Annotated in this window: 26 protein-coding genes; all 26 read right to left on the bottom strand. The window is 67.9% G+C overall.

Features of this window, described 5'->3' with window-relative positions:
• Positions 1-6: 6 nt before the first annotated feature.
• Positions 7-228: a translation initiation factor IF-1 gene (gene infA / locus LRP67_RS19200; protein ID WP_026145687.1), complete on the bottom strand. Its 222-nt coding sequence runs from the start codon at positions 226-228 to the stop codon at positions 7-9.
• Between the two features lie 246 nt (positions 229-474).
• On the bottom strand, positions 475-1,509 hold the full coding sequence (locus tag LRP67_RS19195) for an LLM class flavin-dependent oxidoreductase (RefSeq protein WP_231271742.1): 1,035 nt from the start codon (positions 1,507-1,509) through the stop codon (positions 475-477).
• A gap of 72 nt (positions 1,510-1,581) precedes the next feature.
• Positions 1,582-2,574 carry a TerC family protein gene (locus LRP67_RS19190; protein ID WP_231271741.1) on the bottom strand — a complete coding sequence of 331 codons (993 nt, stop codon included), beginning with the start codon at positions 2,572-2,574 and terminating at the stop codon, positions 1,582-1,584.
• A gap of 241 nt (positions 2,575-2,815) precedes the next feature.
• Positions 2,816-3,634: a type I methionyl aminopeptidase gene (gene map / locus LRP67_RS19185; protein WP_308189791.1), complete on the bottom strand. Its 819-nt coding sequence runs from the start codon at positions 3,632-3,634 to the stop codon at positions 2,816-2,818.
• An 8-nt stretch (positions 3,635-3,642) separates the two neighbouring features.
• A complete protein-coding gene (locus LRP67_RS19180) occupies positions 3,643-4,218 on the bottom strand; it encodes an adenylate kinase (RefSeq protein ID WP_231271740.1) in 576 nt (191 codons plus the stop codon).
• A 100-nt stretch (positions 4,219-4,318) separates the two neighbouring features.
• Entirely contained in the window at positions 4,319-5,617 is a 1,299-nt protein-coding gene (secY, locus tag LRP67_RS19175) for a preprotein translocase subunit SecY (RefSeq protein ID WP_231271739.1), read from the bottom strand.
• A 187-nt stretch (positions 5,618-5,804) separates the two neighbouring features.
• On the bottom strand, positions 5,805-6,245 hold the full coding sequence (gene rplO / locus LRP67_RS19170) for a 50S ribosomal protein L15 (RefSeq protein ID WP_231271738.1): 441 nt from the start codon (positions 6,243-6,245) through the stop codon (positions 5,805-5,807).
• 4 nt (positions 6,246-6,249) lie between these two features.
• Positions 6,250-6,441, bottom strand: a complete 192-nt coding sequence (gene rpmD / locus LRP67_RS19165; protein ID WP_231243388.1) for a 50S ribosomal protein L30 — start codon at positions 6,439-6,441, stop codon at positions 6,250-6,252.
• A complete protein-coding gene (gene rpsE, locus LRP67_RS19160) occupies positions 6,441-7,079 on the bottom strand; it encodes a 30S ribosomal protein S5 (RefSeq protein WP_231243387.1) in 639 nt (212 codons plus the stop codon). Before rpsE ends, rpmD begins: the two co-directional genes overlap by 1 nt.
• Before the next feature lie 34 nt (positions 7,080-7,113).
• Positions 7,114-7,497: a 50S ribosomal protein L18 gene (gene rplR / locus LRP67_RS19155; protein WP_231271737.1), complete on the bottom strand. Its 384-nt coding sequence runs from the start codon at positions 7,495-7,497 to the stop codon at positions 7,114-7,116.
• Between the two features lies 1 nt (position 7,498).
• Positions 7,499-8,038 (bottom strand): 50S ribosomal protein L6, encoded by a 540-nt coding sequence (gene rplF / locus LRP67_RS19150; RefSeq protein ID WP_231243385.1) that lies wholly within the window; start codon positions 8,036-8,038, stop codon positions 7,499-7,501.
• Positions 8,039-8,066: 28 nt separating this feature from the next.
• A complete protein-coding gene (gene rpsH, locus LRP67_RS19145) occupies positions 8,067-8,474 on the bottom strand; it encodes a 30S ribosomal protein S8 (protein WP_091025724.1) in 408 nt (135 codons plus the stop codon).
• Between the two features lie 73 nt (positions 8,475-8,547).
• The gene (locus tag LRP67_RS19140; RefSeq protein WP_011757321.1) at positions 8,548-8,733 is read right to left on the bottom strand and encodes a type Z 30S ribosomal protein S14; all 186 of its coding nucleotides are present in this window, start codon (positions 8,731-8,733) and stop codon (positions 8,548-8,550) included.
• Position 8,734: 1 nt separating this feature from the next.
• Positions 8,735-9,313, bottom strand: a complete 579-nt coding sequence (gene rplE, locus LRP67_RS19135; RefSeq protein ID WP_231243384.1) for a 50S ribosomal protein L5 — start codon at positions 9,311-9,313, stop codon at positions 8,735-8,737.
• Positions 9,313-9,684, bottom strand: a complete 372-nt coding sequence (gene rplX / locus LRP67_RS19130) for a 50S ribosomal protein L24 (protein ID WP_231243383.1) — start codon at positions 9,682-9,684, stop codon at positions 9,313-9,315. Before rplX ends, rplE begins: the two co-directional genes overlap by 1 nt.
• Before the next feature lie 3 nt (positions 9,685-9,687).
• Positions 9,688-10,056, bottom strand: a complete 369-nt coding sequence (rplN, locus tag LRP67_RS19125; protein WP_231243382.1) for a 50S ribosomal protein L14 — start codon at positions 10,054-10,056, stop codon at positions 9,688-9,690.
• An 88-nt stretch (positions 10,057-10,144) separates the two neighbouring features.
• Positions 10,145-10,429, bottom strand: a complete 285-nt coding sequence (gene rpsQ, locus LRP67_RS19120; protein WP_231271736.1) for a 30S ribosomal protein S17 — start codon at positions 10,427-10,429, stop codon at positions 10,145-10,147.
• Positions 10,426-10,671 carry a 50S ribosomal protein L29 gene (gene rpmC, locus LRP67_RS19115; protein ID WP_231243380.1) on the bottom strand — a complete coding sequence of 82 codons (246 nt, stop codon included), beginning with the start codon at positions 10,669-10,671 and terminating at the stop codon, positions 10,426-10,428. The genes rpsQ and rpmC overlap by 4 nt, the downstream gene beginning before the upstream one ends.
• A complete protein-coding gene (gene rplP / locus LRP67_RS19110; RefSeq protein ID WP_231271735.1) occupies positions 10,671-11,090 on the bottom strand; it encodes a 50S ribosomal protein L16 in 420 nt (139 codons plus the stop codon). The genes rpmC and rplP overlap by 1 nt, the downstream gene beginning before the upstream one ends.
• A gap of 3 nt (positions 11,091-11,093) precedes the next feature.
• On the bottom strand, positions 11,094-11,939 hold the full coding sequence (gene rpsC / locus LRP67_RS19105) for a 30S ribosomal protein S3 (protein ID WP_231271734.1): 846 nt from the start codon (positions 11,937-11,939) through the stop codon (positions 11,094-11,096).
• A complete protein-coding gene (gene rplV / locus LRP67_RS19100; protein WP_231271733.1) occupies positions 11,939-12,385 on the bottom strand; it encodes a 50S ribosomal protein L22 in 447 nt (148 codons plus the stop codon). Before rplV ends, rpsC begins: the two co-directional genes overlap by 1 nt.
• Complete coding sequence (gene rpsS, locus LRP67_RS19095) at positions 12,382-12,663, bottom strand: 30S ribosomal protein S19 (RefSeq protein WP_231243376.1); 282 nt, start codon at positions 12,661-12,663, stop codon at positions 12,382-12,384. Before rpsS ends, rplV begins: the two co-directional genes overlap by 4 nt.
• A 5-nt stretch (positions 12,664-12,668) precedes the next feature.
• Complete coding sequence (gene rplB / locus LRP67_RS19090; RefSeq protein WP_231271732.1) at positions 12,669-13,505, bottom strand: 50S ribosomal protein L2; 837 nt, start codon at positions 13,503-13,505, stop codon at positions 12,669-12,671.
• Between the two features lie 24 nt (positions 13,506-13,529).
• On the bottom strand, positions 13,530-13,835 hold the full coding sequence (gene rplW, locus LRP67_RS19085) for a 50S ribosomal protein L23 (RefSeq protein WP_231243374.1): 306 nt from the start codon (positions 13,833-13,835) through the stop codon (positions 13,530-13,532).
• On the bottom strand, positions 13,832-14,554 hold the full coding sequence (gene rplD, locus LRP67_RS19080) for a 50S ribosomal protein L4 (protein ID WP_231243373.1): 723 nt from the start codon (positions 14,552-14,554) through the stop codon (positions 13,832-13,834). Before rplD ends, rplW begins: the two co-directional genes overlap by 4 nt.
• A gap of 4 nt (positions 14,555-14,558) precedes the next feature.
• Positions 14,559-15,218 carry a 50S ribosomal protein L3 gene (gene rplC, locus LRP67_RS19075; RefSeq protein ID WP_231271731.1) on the bottom strand — a complete coding sequence of 220 codons (660 nt, stop codon included), beginning with the start codon at positions 15,216-15,218 and terminating at the stop codon, positions 14,559-14,561.
• Positions 15,219-15,227 lie beyond the last annotated feature (9 nt).

Genomic DNA, 15,227 nt, shown 5'->3' with positions numbered 1-15,227 from the left:
GCTTGCTTATTTGTAGCGGTAGACGATGCGACCCCGGGTGAGGTCGTACGGCGAGAGCTCCACCACCACGCGGTCCTCGGGGAGGATCCGGATGTAGTGCTGGCGCATCTTGCCGCTGATGTGGGCGAGCACCTTGTGGCCGTTGCTCAGCTCGACGCGGAACATGGCGTTGGGGAGGGCCTCGGTGATGGTCCCCTCGAGCTCGATCACGCCTTCTTTCTTCGGCATGTCCTCCACAATCTGTTGTCTGGATGTCGCTTCGTGTCTCTACCGTCCGGCCCGGGAACCTCCGGTCGGGTGACCGGTGGACCTCGTAGGATCGTCCCTCGGAGCCTCAGACCGGAGCATGTCCGAGCCCCTCTTGCGAGAGTCACTGGCACGTTCCGGGCAGCCGCGAGGCGCCGCAGCACAGACCCACGTTGGGCCGACACGCCAGTTTACGAGATAACCACGCGGAAACACGAATCCGGCGGTCTACTTCGCCAGCAGCCGGAGCGTCTCCTCCCGGGCGGGGCTCGAGGCGGAGTCGGTGCCGGCGACGGCACCGGCCACGGGGTTGACCATGACCTCGTCGACGCCGTAGGTCCGCGCGAGCTCCGTCACCCGGGCACGCGCCTCCTCGGCTCCCCCGATGATCCAGCGGGCCGCCATGGCCTCCACCAGGGGGCGATGCGCCTCGGGCACCCCGTCGCGCTCGGCCTCCTCGACCGTGCGCTGGGGAGTCAGCGGCTGGCCGGTGCGCAGGGCGACCATCTGGAGCAGCTGGGGCAGGGCGAGTCGCCGGGCCTCCTCGGTGGTCTCGGCCACCGCAGCGTTGACGGTCAGGAAGGTGCGCGGCTCGGCCAGCTCGGGCGAGGGGACGAAGCGGGAGCGGTACAGCGCGACCGCCTCGCGGGTGCCCTCGCCGGAGAAGTGGTGCGCGAACACGTACGGCATCCCCTTCTCCGCCGCCAGCCGGGCGGAGTAGTCCGAGGAGCCGAGCAGCCAGATCTGGGGCACGGAGGTCGCCGTGGGAGTCGCGCGCAGCACGTGCCTGCGGCCCTGCACGGCCAGCCCGACCCCTCCGGGCTCCATCATGGCCAGCACGTTGTCGACGTACTCGGGGAAGAGCGACACGGCCTCGTCGGTCACTCCCCCTGCGCCGTGTCGCAGCGCCCAGGACGTCACCGGGTCGGTCCCGGGCGCCCGGCCGATGCCGAGGTCGATCCGACCGGGGAACGCCGCCTCGAGGAGCGCGAACTGCTCGGCGACCACCAACGGCGCGTGGTTGGGCAGCATCACCCCGCCGGAGCCGACCTTGATCCGCGAGGTGGCCGAGGCGACCATCGAGATCAGGACCGGTGGGTTGGTCGCGGCGACAGCGGGCATGTTGTGGTGCTCGGCGAGCCAGAAGCGGCGGTAGCCCGACTCGTCGGCGACGCGCGCCAGGGCCAGGGTCGCGGCGATCGCGTCCCCGGTCGTCTGGTCACTGCGCACCGGCACCAGGTCGAGCACGGACAGGGCAGGCATGTTGGTCGACATCACCCTGGTCAACGTGTGGGCGCGGGGGATCATTCCGCCCGGCCCACCGCCGTCCGGATGTCAGGCGGCGCCGCTCTCGGCCTCCGCGTTGCGCTTGTCCTTGACCAGGCTGGCCACCGCGGTGAGCACCAGCGTCACCAGGATCACCCCGAGGCTCAGCAGCGACGAGATCTCCGGGACGGAGACGTGCTCGCCGCCGTTGATGAAGGGCAGCTCGTTCTCGTGAAGGGCGTGCAGCACGAGCTTGACGCCGATGAACGCGAGGATGAAGGACAGGCCCAGCGACAGGTAGACCAGGCGCTGGAGCAGCCCGCCGAGCAGGAAGTACAGCTGGCGAAGGCCCATCAGCGCGAAGACGTTGGCGGCGAAGACCAGGTACGGCTCCTGGGTGATGCCGAAGATCGCCGGGATCGAGTCGAGCGCGAACAGGATGTCGGTGCTGCCGAGCGCGATGATGACGATCAGCATCGGGGACACGACGCGCGCGCCGTTCTCGCGGTACCAGAGCTTCAGGCCGTGCCACTGGTCGCCGACGTTGAGGTGGCTCTGCGCGAACTTCACCAGGGCGTTCTCCTCCGGGTGCTCGTCCTCATGGGAGCGGTAGCTCTTCACCAGCGTGTAGGCGGTGTAGACGAGGAAGGCGCCGAACACGTAGAAGACGAAGGAGAAGTTCTCGATGAGCTGGTAGCCCAGCGCGATGAAGATCCCCCGGAAGATCAGGGCCAGGATGATGCCCACCATCAGGGCTTCCTGCTGCAGCTCCCGCGGCACCTTCAAGGCCGCCATCAAGATGATGAACACGAACAGGTTGTCCATCGAGAGGCTGTACTCGGTCAGCCAGCCGGCGAAGAACTCCACCCCGTAGTTGTGACCGTGGAAGAACAGCGTCCACACCCCGAACGCGACGGCCGCGCCGAGGTAGAAGGTCAGGGCGACCGCGCACTCGCGCATCGTCGGCTCGTGCGGGTGACGGGCGATCACGACGACGTCGAAGAGGAGCACGGCGACCGTGACCCCGATCGTGATGGTCCATTCGAGGGTGGAAACGTCCACAGGTGACTCCAGGGATGAGGGGACAGGGAAAGCCCAGAGGTCTCTTCCGCCGCTCGCAAGCGACCCACGGCCCCGGACCGCGCCGAGACGCTGGTCGTGCTGACGACACCGCAGCGAAAGGAATACTCCCCTCCTACGTACCCCATCCTCCCACGCCGCAGACGGGCCCGCGAACTCGCCCGCCACCACGATCGGGAAGTCTCCGGCTGACCGGTGCCTCCGACGGACCGTGGGCGACCCGTCAGCGGCCCCCGAAGGGGACACCGAGTTGGCGCAGCATCTCCTCGCCGCCGTCGAGCGCGGTCAGGACCCAGGTGCCGCGGTCGGTCAGGGTGAATGTGTGCTCGAAGTGGGCGGCCCAGCTGCCGTCGGCCGTCACGACGGTCCAGTCGTCGTCGAGCAGCACGCTGTCCTTGGTCCCGAGGGTCACCATGGGCTCGACGGCCAGCGCGAGGCCCTCGACCAGCTTGGCGCCCCGGCCGGCCCGACCGTAGTTGGGTACATCGGGGGGCTGGTGCATCTGGCTGCCGATCCCGTGGCCGGTGTAGTCCTCCAGGATGCCGTAGGCGCCGGCGGAGCGGACGTGCTGCTCGACGGCGTAGGAGATGTCGGTGACGCGACCGCCCGGGCGCGCGGCTGCGATCCCGCGCCACATCGCCTCCTCGGTCACCCGCATGAGCGCGCTGAGGTCGTCGGTGACCGGGCCGACGGCGACGGTGACGGCCGCGTCACCGTGCCAACCGTCGACGATGGCGCCGCAGTCGATCGAGACCAGGTCACCTTCGGCGAGCACCCGTGGTCCCGGGATGCCATGGACGACCTCGTCGTTCACCGAGGCGCAGATGCTCGCTGGGAAGCCCTGGTAGCCCTGGAAGGACGGCACGGCGCCGGAGGAGCGGATGTGGTCCTCCGCGATCGCGTCCAGCTCCGCGGTGGTGATGCCGGCGCGGACGCTGGCGCGCATCAGCTCCAGCGTGGCGCCCACCACGAGGCCGGCGCGGCGCATCGCGTCGACCTGGTCCGGCGACTTGATTTCGATGCCGCGGTCGAACAGTCCCACGAGCGACGTCAGCTCTGGGGGATCTCGTCCAGGGCGTCGAAGATCCGCTGCGTGACCTCGCTGACCTCACCCATGCCGTTGAGCTCGATCAGGATGCCGCGGCCGCGGTAGACCTCGATCAGCGGCTCGGTCTGCTCGACGTAGAGCTCCTGGCGCTTGCGGATGACGTCCTCGGTGTCGTCGGCGCGGCCCTCGACCTTGGCGCGCTGCAGCAGCCGTTGCACGATCTCGTCCTGGTCCACCGTCAGCGCCACGACGGCGTCGAGCTCGTGGCCGGTGAACTTGATCATCCCGTCGAGCTCCTCGACCTGCGAGAGCGTGCGCGGGTAGCCGTCGAGCAGGAAGCCGGACACCGCGTCTGCCTCGTCGATCCGGTTGCGGACCATGAGGTTGGTGACCTCGTCAGGGACGTAGTCCCCGGCATCCATGTACTGCTTGGCCTTCAGGCCCAGCTCGGTGCCCTGGCTGACGTTGGCGCGGAAGATGTCACCCGTGGAGATGGCGGGGATCTTGAAGTGGTCGGCGACGAACTTCGCCTGGGTGCCCTTGCCGGCGCCCGGGGGGCCCATCATGATGAGTCGCATAACCGGCGGATCTCCTTGTCGTGGCCTGGTGCTGGCATATTTTCTCATGCCGCACGGTGCAGTTGCGCAGCGCGTCGGTGCGGGTGCGCCGAGGCGGGCCCTACCGCAGGAATCCCTCGTAGTTGCGCTGCTGCAGCTGGCTCTCGATCTGCTTCACGGTGTCGAGGGCGACCCCGACCATGATCAGGATCGACGTGCCTCCGAACGGGAAGTTCTGGTTGGCGTCGATGAGCACCAGTGCGATGAGCGGGATCAACGAGATCAGGCCCAGGTAGAGGGCGCCCGGCAGGGTGATGCGGGCCAGGACGTAGGACAGGTAGTCCTCGGTCGGCTTCCCGGCACGGATACCCGGGATGAAGCCGCCGTACTTCTTCATGTTGTCGGCCACCTCGGTCGGGTTGAAGGTGATCGACACGTAGAAGTAGGTGAAGAAGACGATGAGCGCGAAGAACGTCGCCATGTAGATCGGGTGACCGCCCGTGACGAAGTACTTGCTGACGAACTGGACCCACTCCGACTGGCTGTTCTGGTTGAACTGCACGGCCATCGCCGGCAGGTAGAGCAGCGACGAGGCGAAGATGACCGGGATGATGCCGGCCTGGTTCACCTTGAGCGGGATGTAGGTCGAGCTCCCGCCGAACATCTTGCGACCCACCATGCGGCGTGCGTACTGGACGGGGATCCGCCGTTGCGCCTGCTCGATGAAGATGACCGCGGCGACCACCACGAGCCCGACGGCGATTACGATCCCGAAGATCCACCAGCCCTGGCTGACCTTGACCTGCCAGAGGGCGGCCGGGAAGGTCGCCACGACCTGGCAGAAGATCAGGATGGACATGCCGTTGCCGACCCCGCGGTCGGTGATGAGCTCGCCGAGCCACATGATGACGGCCGTGCCGGCGGTCATGGTGATGACCATGACCAGGAAGGTCTGGGTGTCCTCGTTGTGCAGGAGCGGTTCGGGGCAGCCCTGAAGCAGGTTGCGTGAGCGGGCCAGGGCCACGATCCCGGTCGCCTGGAGCAGCGCGAGGCCGAGAGTCAGGTAGCGCGTGTACTGCGTGATCTTCGTCTGGCCCGACTGCCCCTCCTTCTTCAGCGCTTCGAGCCGCGGGATGACCACGACGAGCAGCTGAAGGATGATGCTGGCGGTGATGTACGGCATGATCCCCAGCGCGAAGATCGTCAGCTGTAGGAGCGCGCCACCGGAGAACAGGTTGATCAGGCCGTAGACGCCCTGGCTGTTCGCGTCGTCGCCAAGGCAGTCCTGGACGTTGCCGAAGTCGACGCCGGGGGCGGGGATCTGGGAACCGGCCCGGAAGATCACGATCACCAGCAGGACGAACAGCAGCTTGCGCCGCAGGTCGGGGGTTCGGAAAGCGTTCACGAACGCGCTGAGCACGACATCCTCTTTCTCCAAGCTGGTGGCGGCCCCCGGTGTCCTCGACCGGCGCACCGTGTGAGGTGCGCCAGGGCCCGTGGAAGCCTAACAGGCACCCCGGTGGGTCCTGCTCCGCGCACGAGGGGCGCCACCCCGACTCCCGGAGGAGTGGAAGGCGGCGCCCCTGCGTGTCGCGAGGTGGAGCGGGTCAGACCAGGGTGGCGGTGCCGCCCGCAGCCTCGATCTTGTCCTTGGCCGAGGCGGAGAACGCGTTGGCGCTCACGTCGACCTTGACCGAGATGTCGCCCTGGCCGAGGACCTTGACCGGCTGGCCCTTGCGGACCGCGCCGCGGTCGACGAGCTGGTCGACGGTGACGCTGCCACCCTCGGGGAACAGCTCGTTGATCCGGTCGAGGTTGACGACCTGGAACTCCACCTTGAACGGGTTCTTGAACCCCTTCAGCTTGGGGAGCCGCATGTGGATCGGCATCTGGCCACCCTCGAAGGCGGCCGGGACCTGGTAGCGGGCCTTGGTGCCCTTGGTGCCACGACCCGAGGTCTTGCCCTTGGAGCCCTCACCGCGACCCACGCGGGTCTTGGCCTTCTTGGCGCCGGGGGCCGGGCGCAGGTGATGAAGCTTGAGCGTCATAGCGTCACTCGCCTCCGTCGATTCGCTCGACCGTCACCAAGTGACGGACGGTGTGGACCATGCCCCGGATCTCCGGGCGGTCCTCCTTGACGACCGTGTCGCCGATCCGCTTGAGACCGAGCGTACGCAGGGTCTCGCGCTGGTTCGCCTTGCAGCCGATCGTGGACTTCTTCTGCTGGACCTTGAGCTGTGCCATCAGGACCTCCCCGCCGCCGCGACGTCGGCCGCCTGGGCGATGCCCTCGGCCTTGGCGCGCAGCAGGGCCGCCGGAGCGACGTCCTCAACCGCGAGGCCGCGACGTGCGGCCACGGCCTCGGGCTCCTCGAGCATCCGCAGGGCCTCGACCGTCGCGTGCACGATGTTGATCTGGTTCGACGAACCCAGCGACTTGCTGAGCACGTCGTGGATGCCGGCGCACTCGAGCACCGCACGCACCGGGCCACCGGCGATGACGCCGGTACCGGGAGAGGCGGGGCGCAAGAAGACCACACCGGCCGCCTTCTCACCTTGGACCGGGTGCGGGATGGTCCCCTGGATGCGGGGGACGCGGAAGAAGGCCTTCTTGGCCTCCTCGACGCCCTTCGCGATCGCCGCGGGGACCTCCTTGGCCTTGCCGTAGCCGACGCCGACCATGCCGTCACCGTCGCCGACGATCACGAGGGCGGTGAAGCTGAAGCGACGACCACCCTTCACGACCTTGGCGACACGGTTGATCGCGACGACGCGCTCGATGTAGGTGTTCTTGTCGGCACCCTGGCCACGACCACCGTCGCGTCCGCCTCGGCCACCGCCCTGGCGCTCGCCGCCGCGCTGTCCGCGCTGGGCTCCGCTCATGAGTCTTTCCTCTTCTCTTGCTTGTAGCTGGCCATCAGAAGGTCAAGCCTCCAGCGCGAGCACCGTCGGCGAGGGCCGCGATGCGTCCGTGGTACTTGTTCCCGGCGCGGTCGAAGACCACTCCGTCGACACCGGCAGCCTTGGCGCGCTCGGCAACGAGCTCGCCCACCTTCTTGGCCTTGGCAGTCTTGTCACCGTCGAACGAGCGCAGGTCGCCCTCCATGGTGGAGGCGTAGGCCAGCGTCTTGCCGACCAGGTCGTCCACGACCTGCACGGTGATGTGCTTGGACGAACGCGTGACGACCAGGCGCGGGCGCTCGGCGGTGCCGGAGATGCGCTTGCGCCCCCGGACTTGACGACGCAGCCGCGACTTGGTGCGCGCGGCGGTGTGCTTGTTGTGCTTCAGGGAGATCGCCATGTCACTTACCAGCCTTTCCGACCTTGCGGCGGATCTGCTCGCCGGCGTAACGAACACCCTTGCCCTTGTAGGGCTCGGGCTTGCGGAGCTTGCGGATGTTGGCCGCGACCTCTCCGACGAGCTGCTTGTCGATTCCGGCCACGCCCAGCTTGGTCTGGCTCTCGACGTTGAACGTGATGCCCGCGGGGGCATCGAACACGATCACGTGCGAGTAGCCGAGCTGGAACTCCAGCTGCGTGGGGCCCTTCGACAGGACGCGGTAGCCCACGCCCACGATCTCGAGCTTCTTCTCGTAGCCCTCGGTGACGCCCTGGACCATGTTGGCGATCAGGGTGCGCGTCAGGCCGTGCAGAGAACGGCTCTCACGCTCGTCGTTGGGGCGCTTGACGTCCAGGACGCCGTCGTTGCGCTCGACCGTGATCGGCGCGGCGACGGTGTGCGACAGGGTGCCCTTCGGCCCCTTGACGGTCACCAGGGAGTCGTTGATGGCCACGTCCACGCCGGACGGGACCGGGATGGGGAGCTTGCCAATGCGCGACATGCTGTTGTACTCCTTCTCGGTCTCGTCGTTACCAGACGTAGGCGAGGACTTCCCCACCCACGCCCTTCTGGTTTGCCTGGCGGTCGGTCAGCAGGCCCTGGCTGGTCGAGATGATCGCGACGCCCAGGCCGCCGAGCACCTTCGGGAGGCCCGTGTGCTTGGCGTAGACCCGCAGACCGGGCTTGCTGATGCGGCGGACGCCGGCGATCGAGCGCTCGCGGTTGCGGCCGTACTTGAGCGTGATGGTCAGCGTGCGGCCGACCTCCCCCTCGGCGGGCTCCTTCACGTCGAACGACGTGATGTAGCCCTCCTGCTTGAGGATCTCGGCGACGCCCTGCTTGAGCTTGCTGTAGGGCATGGTCACCGCGTCGTGGTACGCCTGGTTGGCGTTGCGCAGACGGGTCAGCATGTCTGCGATCGGGTCAGTCATCGTCATGGCCGGATGGCCCTTTCTTCCTGTGGTTTCCCACCGACATCTTCGGCAGGACCTTCAGCGGTTGTGGGTGGTGTTACCAGGAGGACTTGGTGACGCCGGGCAGCTCGCCGCGGTGCGCCATCTCGCGCAGGCAGATCCGGCACAGGCCGAACTTCCGGTAGACGGCCTTGGGGCGGCCGCAGCGCTGGCAGCGGGTGTAGCCCCGCACCGCGAACTTCGGCTTGCGGGCGGCCTTGACCTTGAGCGCGGTCTTTGCCATGTCAGTTCTCCTTGAAGGGGAAGCCGAGCTGCTTGAGCAGCGCGCGGCCTTCCTCGTCGTTGGTGGCGGTGGTGACGATCGTGATGTCCATGCCCCGCTGACGGTCGACCTTGTCCTGGTCGATCTCGTGGAACATGACCTGCTCGGTCAGGCCGAACGTGTAGTTGCCCTTGCCGTCGAACTGCTTGGGCGAGAGGCCGCGGAAGTCACGGATGCGCGGGAGCGCCAGCGACAGGAGGCGGTCCAGGAACTCCCACATCCGGTCGCCGCGCAGCGTGGTGTGCGCACCGATCGGCATGCCCTCGCGGAGCTTGAACTGCGCGATGGACTTGCGGGCCTTGGTCACCAGCGGCTTCTGGCCGGTGATCGCGGTGAGGTCCTTGACGGCGCCTTCGATCAGCTTCGAGTCACGAGCCGCCTCGCCGACACCCATGTTGACCACGATCTTGGTCAGGCCGGGCACCTGCATGACGTTCTTGATCTCGAACTCCGACTGCAGCGCGGGAAGGATCTCCTCGCGGTAGCGGGTCTTGAGACGGGGCGTGACCTTCTCGGTCGCCTCGGTCGTTTCGGTGCTCATCAGATTTCCTTGCCGGTCTTGCGCGAGATGCGGACGCTGCGCGTCGAGGAGTACGTCGACCCGTCCGGGCGGCGCTTGGTGACCTCGTCGCGGCGGAAGCCGATCCGGGTCACGCCGTCGCCCTCGACGAGCATGACGTTGGAGACGTGGATCGGGGCCTCGGTCGTGATGATCCCGCCGGTGGTGCCGGCGCGACCGCCCTGGTTGACGACCTTGGTGTGCTTCTTGATCCGGTTGACACCCTCGACGATCACCCGCTGCTCCTCACGGAGCACCTTGATGATCTTGCCCTCGGCGCCCTTGTCCTTGCCGGCGATCACCTTGACGGTGTCGCCCTTCTTCAGGTTCACGGTCTTCTTGTCCTTGGCCATGACTCAGAGCACCTCCGGCGCCAGCGAGATGATCTTCATGAACTTCTTGTCGCGCAGCTCGCGGCCCACGGGGCCGAAGATGCGGGTGCCGCGGGGCTCGCCGTCGGCCTTGAGGATCACGGCGGCGTTCTCGTCGAAGCGGATGTAGGAACCGTCGGGACGACGGCGCTCCTTGACGGTGCGAACGATGACTGCCTTGACGACGTCACCCTTCTTCACGTTGCCACCGGGGATCGCGTCCTTCACGGTGGCGACGATGACGTCGCCGATACCCGCGTAGCGTCGACCCGAGCCTCCGAGCACACGGATGCAAAGGATCTCCTTCGCACCGGTGTTGTCGGCGACCTTGAGTCGCGACTCCTGCTGGATCATCAGTCTCTCCTTGTCGAGCCGGTTCTCGCCGCCTGGGCGGCGAGCCTTGCCGAACGGTTGTCAGTTGCGGGCCACAGGGCCCGGAGGGTTACTTGGCCTTCTCGAGGATCTTGACGACGCGCCAGCGCTTGGTGGCCGACAGCGGGCGCGTCTCCATGATGAGGACGCGGTCGCCGATGCCGCACTCATTGGCCTCGTCGTGCGCCTTGAGCTTGCTCGTACGGCGCAGGACCTTGCCGTACAGCGCGTGCTTGACGCGGTCCTCGACGGACACGACCACGGTCTTGTCCATCTTGTCGCTGACGACCAGGCCCTCACGGGTCTTGCGCGCGTTGCGCGCCGCCGTCGTGGCGGTCGTGGGCTGCTCGCTCATGCGGACGCCTCTTCCTTGTCAGATCCCGGGGTGGACCGGATGCCGAGCTCGCGCTCGCGCACCACGGTGTAGATCCGGGCGATGTCCTTCTTGACCGTGTTGAGCCGGCCGTGGCTCTCCAGCTGGCCGGTGGCCGCCTGGAAGCGCAGGTTGAACAGCTCTTCCTTGCACTCGCGGAGCCTCGCCTCGAGGTCGACCGCGTTGAGCTCGTCGAGCTCGTGGGCCTTCAGTCCCTGAGCCATCAGAATTCACCCGCCTCTCGCGAGATGAACCGGCACTTCATCGGCAGCTTGTGCATCGCGCGGCGCATGGCCTCGCGAGCGGTTGCCTCATCGACGCCGGAAAGTTCGAACATGACACGGCCGGGCTTCACGTTGGCGATCCACCACTCCGGGGAGCCCTTGCCCGAGCCCATGCGGGTCTCGGCGGGCTTCTTGGTCAGCGGGCGGTCGGGGTAGATGTTGATCCACACCTTGCCGCCTCGCTTGATGTGACGGGTCATCGCGATACGAGCCGACTCGATCTGCCGGTTGGTCACGTAGTGACCCTCGATCGCCTGGATCCCGAACTCGCCGAACGCGAGGGTGGTGCCGCCCTTGGCCGCACCACGCCGGTTGGGGTGGTGCTGCTTGCGGTGCTTGACACGACGGGGCATCAACATGGCTCAGGACTCCGTTCCGGACGCAGCGGCGCCCTCGGCGGGAGCGGCGGACGCAGCAGCCTCGGCCGGGGCCTCGGTCGCGGCCGGCGCGGACTCGCGGTCCGAGCGGGTCGGACGCGTGCCACGGCTCGGGCGCTCGCCACCACGGGTGGGGCGGCCACCGGCGCCACCGCGACCGGGGACACCGGCGCGGGCGGCAGCCTGGGCCTGACGCTCGGCACGGGTGCCGGCGACCTCGCCCTTGTAGATCCAGACCTTCACGCCGATGCGGCCGAAGGTGGTCTTGGCCTCGTAGAAGCCATAGTCGATGTCGGCACGCAGCGTGTGCAGCGGGACGCGACCCTCGCGGTAGAACTCCGTGCGCGACATCTCCGCGCCGTTGAGTCGACCCGAGCACTGGATCCGGATGCCCTTGGCACCGGAGCGCATCGAGGTCTGCATCGCCTTCTTCATGGCGCGGCGGAACTGCACACGACCGGAGAGCTGCTCGGCCACACCCTGCGCGACCAGCTGAGCGTCGACCTCGGGGTTCTTCACCTCGAGGATGTTCAGCTGGACCTGCTTGCCGGTGAGCTTCTCGAGCTCGCCGCGGATGCGGTCGGCCTCGGCGCCGCGGCGACCGATGACGATGCCCGGGCGGGCCGTGTGGATGTCCACGCGGACGCGGTCACGGGTGCGCTCGATCTCGACCTTGGAGATGCCGGCCCGCTCCATGCCCTTGGAGAGCAGCTTGCGGATCGCGACGTCCTCGCCGACGTACGCCTTGTACAGCTTGTCGGCGTACCAACGGGACTTGTGGTCCGTGGAGATACCGAGCCGGAAGCCGTTCGGGTTGATTTTCTGGCCCATCAGGCGCCCTTTCCGTTCTTCTGGGTCCGCTTCTTCTTGCCGGCCGCGACCACATCGGCGGGCTGGACCGCCAGGGTGATGTGGCTCGTGCGCTTGTTGATCCGCGTCGCCCGGCCCTGGGCACGGGGGCGCCAGCGCTTCATCGTCGGACCCTCGTCGACCTGGGCGACCGACACGACGAGGTCGTGGGTGTCCAGGCCCTCGGTGGTGCCGGCGTTGGCGACGGCGCTCTCGAGCACCTTGTAGACGGTCTCCGAGGCGGCCTGCGGCGCGAACTGCAGCAGGGAGAGCGCGTCGTCGACCGGCATGCCGCGGACCAGGTCCACGACTCGGCGGGCCTTCATCGGCGTGATCCGCACGAAGCGGGCACTGGCGAAGGCACCGGGCTGGTCGCCGAGCAGCGACTCGCGCCGCGCGCTGACGCGGTGGCGTTCGGTGGTGCTCATCGGCGGCGTCCCTTCCGGTCGTCCTTGACGTGCCCGCGGTAGGTGCGGGTGGGCGCGAACTCGCCCAGCTTGTGGCCGACCATCGCGTCGGTCACGAACACCGGGACGTGCTTGCGCCCGTCGTGCACGGCGATGGTGTGGCCGATCATGTCGGGCACGATCATCGAGCGGCGCGACCAGGTCTTGATCACGTTGTGGCTGCCCTTGGCGTTCTCGGCGTCCACCTTCTTCTGAAGGTGGTCGTCGACGAAGGGGCCCTTCTTCAGGCTACGAGGCATGTCAGTTACTTCCTACCCTTGCCGGACTTGCGGCGACGAATGATCTGGGAGTCGCTGGCCTTGCGCTTGCGCGTACGGCCCTCGGGCTTGCCCCAGGGGGACACCGGGTGACGACCACCCGACGTCTTGCCCTCGCCACCACCGTGGGGGTGGTCGACCGGGTTCATGACGACACCTCGGACGGTCGGGCGCTTGCCCTTCCAGCGCATGCGGCCGGCCTTGCCCCAGTTGATGTTGGACTGCTCGGCGTTGCCCACCTCACCGACCGTCGCGCGGCAGCGCACGTCGACGAACCGCATCTCGCCCGAGGGCATGCGGAGCGTGGCGCGGCTGCCCTCGCGGGCGACCAGCTGAGCGCTGTTGCCGGCGGAGCGGGCGATCTTCGCGCCGCCGCCGGGACGCAGCTCCACGCAGTGGATCGTCGTACCGACCGGGATGTTGCGCAGCGGCAGGTTGTTGCCGGGCTTGATGTCGGCGCCCACGCCGGACTCCACGCGGGTGCCCTGCGTCAGGTCCTTCGGCGCGATGATGTAGCGCTTCTCGCCGTCGGCGTAGTGCAGCAGCGCGATGCGGGCGGTGCGGTTGGGGTCGTACTCGATGTGAGCGACCTTGGCCGGCACGCCGTCCTTGTCGTAGCGACGGAAGTCGATGATCCGGTAGGCCCGCTTGTGACCGCCACCCTGGTGCCGGGTGGTGATCCGGCCCTGGTTGTTGCGGCCGCCCTTCTTGGGCAGCGGACGGGTCAGCGACTTCTCCGGCGTGGTCCGGGTGACCTCGGCGAAGTCGGCGACGGACGAGCCGCGACGGCCCGGCGTGGTCGGCTTGTACTTGCGGATAGCCATATCAGTTCCTAGTCAGAGACCCGGTCAGGAGACCGGACCCCCGAAGATGTCGATGCGGTGGCCCTCGGCGAGGCTGACGATGGCGCGCTTGGTGTCCTTGCGCTTGCCCAGACCGTTGCGGGTACGTCGCGTCTTGCCGGCACGGTTGATCGTGTTGACCGACGTGACCTTGACTCCGAAGATCTTCTCGACCGCGATCTTGATCTCGGTCTTGTTGGAGTCCGGGCGGACCAGGAACGTGTACTTGTTGGCGTCGAGGAGGCTGTAGCTCTTCTCCGACACCACGGGCGCGATCAGGACGTCGCGGTGGTCCTTGTGCAGCGTGCTCACTTGTCGCCCTCCTCGGCGTTCTGGTCCGTCTCGGTCGCCGAGGCGGCGCCCACGAGGGCGTCGTAGGCGCCCTTGGTGAAGACCACGTCGTCGGAGGCCAGCACGTCGTAGGTGTTGAGCTGGTCGACGGCCACCAGGTGCACCTGCGGCGCGTTGCGCAGCGAGAGCCAGGTGAGCGTGTCGGTGCGCTCGAGCACCACGAGCACGCGGGTCCGCGAGGTCAGCGACGCCAGGGCGGCGATCGCCGCGCGGGTCGACGGCGCGTCTCCGGACACGAGCGACTCCACGACGTGGATGCGCTCGTTGTGCGCCCGGTCCGAGAGGGCCCCGCGCAGTGCGGCGGCCTTCATCTTCTTGGGGGTCCGCTGGTCGTAGTCGCGCGGCTTGGGCCCGTGGACGACGCCACCGCCGGCGAACTGCGGGGCGCGGGTCGAGCCCTGACGGGCGCGGCCGGTGCCCTTCTGCTTGTACGGCTTGCGTCCGCCACCGCGGACCTCGCCCCGACGCTTGGTCGAGTGCGTGCCCTGGCGGGCCGCGGCCTGCTGGGCCACGACGACCTGGTGGATCAACGGGATGTTGACCTTGGCGTCGAAGATCTCGGCGGGGAGGTCGACCTTGACGGTCTTGGGAGCGCTCGAGTCGGCCTTCTTGCTCGAGGCAGCCTTCTTGGCGGGCGCCTTCTTGGCGGCAGCCTTCTTGGTCGTGCTTTCGGTCGCCATTGGATCAGGCCTCCTGGCTCTTCTTCGCAGCCGAGCGCAGCACGATGACCCCGCCCTTGGGACCGGGAACGGCGCCCTTCACGAGGATCAGGCCCTTCTCGGCGTCGACGGCGTGCACGGTGACGTTCTGGGTGGTGACGGTGTCGCTACCCATCCGGCCGGCCATGCGGACGCCCTTGAACACGCGGCCCGGCGTGGCGCAGGCGCCGATCGAACCGGGCTTGCGGTGGTTGCGGTGGGCACCGTGGGACGCGCCCACGCCGTGGAAGCCGTGGCGCTTCATGACACCGGCGAAGCCCTTGCCCTTGCTGGTGCCGGTCACGTCGATGACCTCGCCCGCGGCGAAGGTCTCGACCGGGAGCTCCTGGCCGACGGTGTAGGACGCGGCGTCGGAGGTGCGGATCTCGACCACGTGGCGGCGCGGCGTGGTGCCGGCCTTGGCGAAGTGACCGGCCTGCGGCTTGTTGACCTTGCGACCCTCGATCTCGCCGAACCCGACCTGGATGGCGTTGTAGCCGTCGATCTCGGGGTGGCGGACCTGGGTGATCACGTTGGTCGACGCGGCGATCACGGTGACGGGGACGATGCGGTTGTTCTCGTCCCAGAGCTGGGTCATGCCGAGCTTGGTGCCCAGCAGCCCCTTCACGTTCTTCTCAACAGTCATGGCTTGGAC

Source organism: Nocardioides sp. cx-169 (assembly GCF_021083605.1).
GTDB lineage: Bacteria > Actinomycetota > Actinomycetes > Propionibacteriales > Nocardioidaceae > Nocardioides.
The sequence above is the reverse complement of the archived record's forward strand: the minus strand, read 5'-3'. Positions and strand labels throughout refer to the sequence as shown.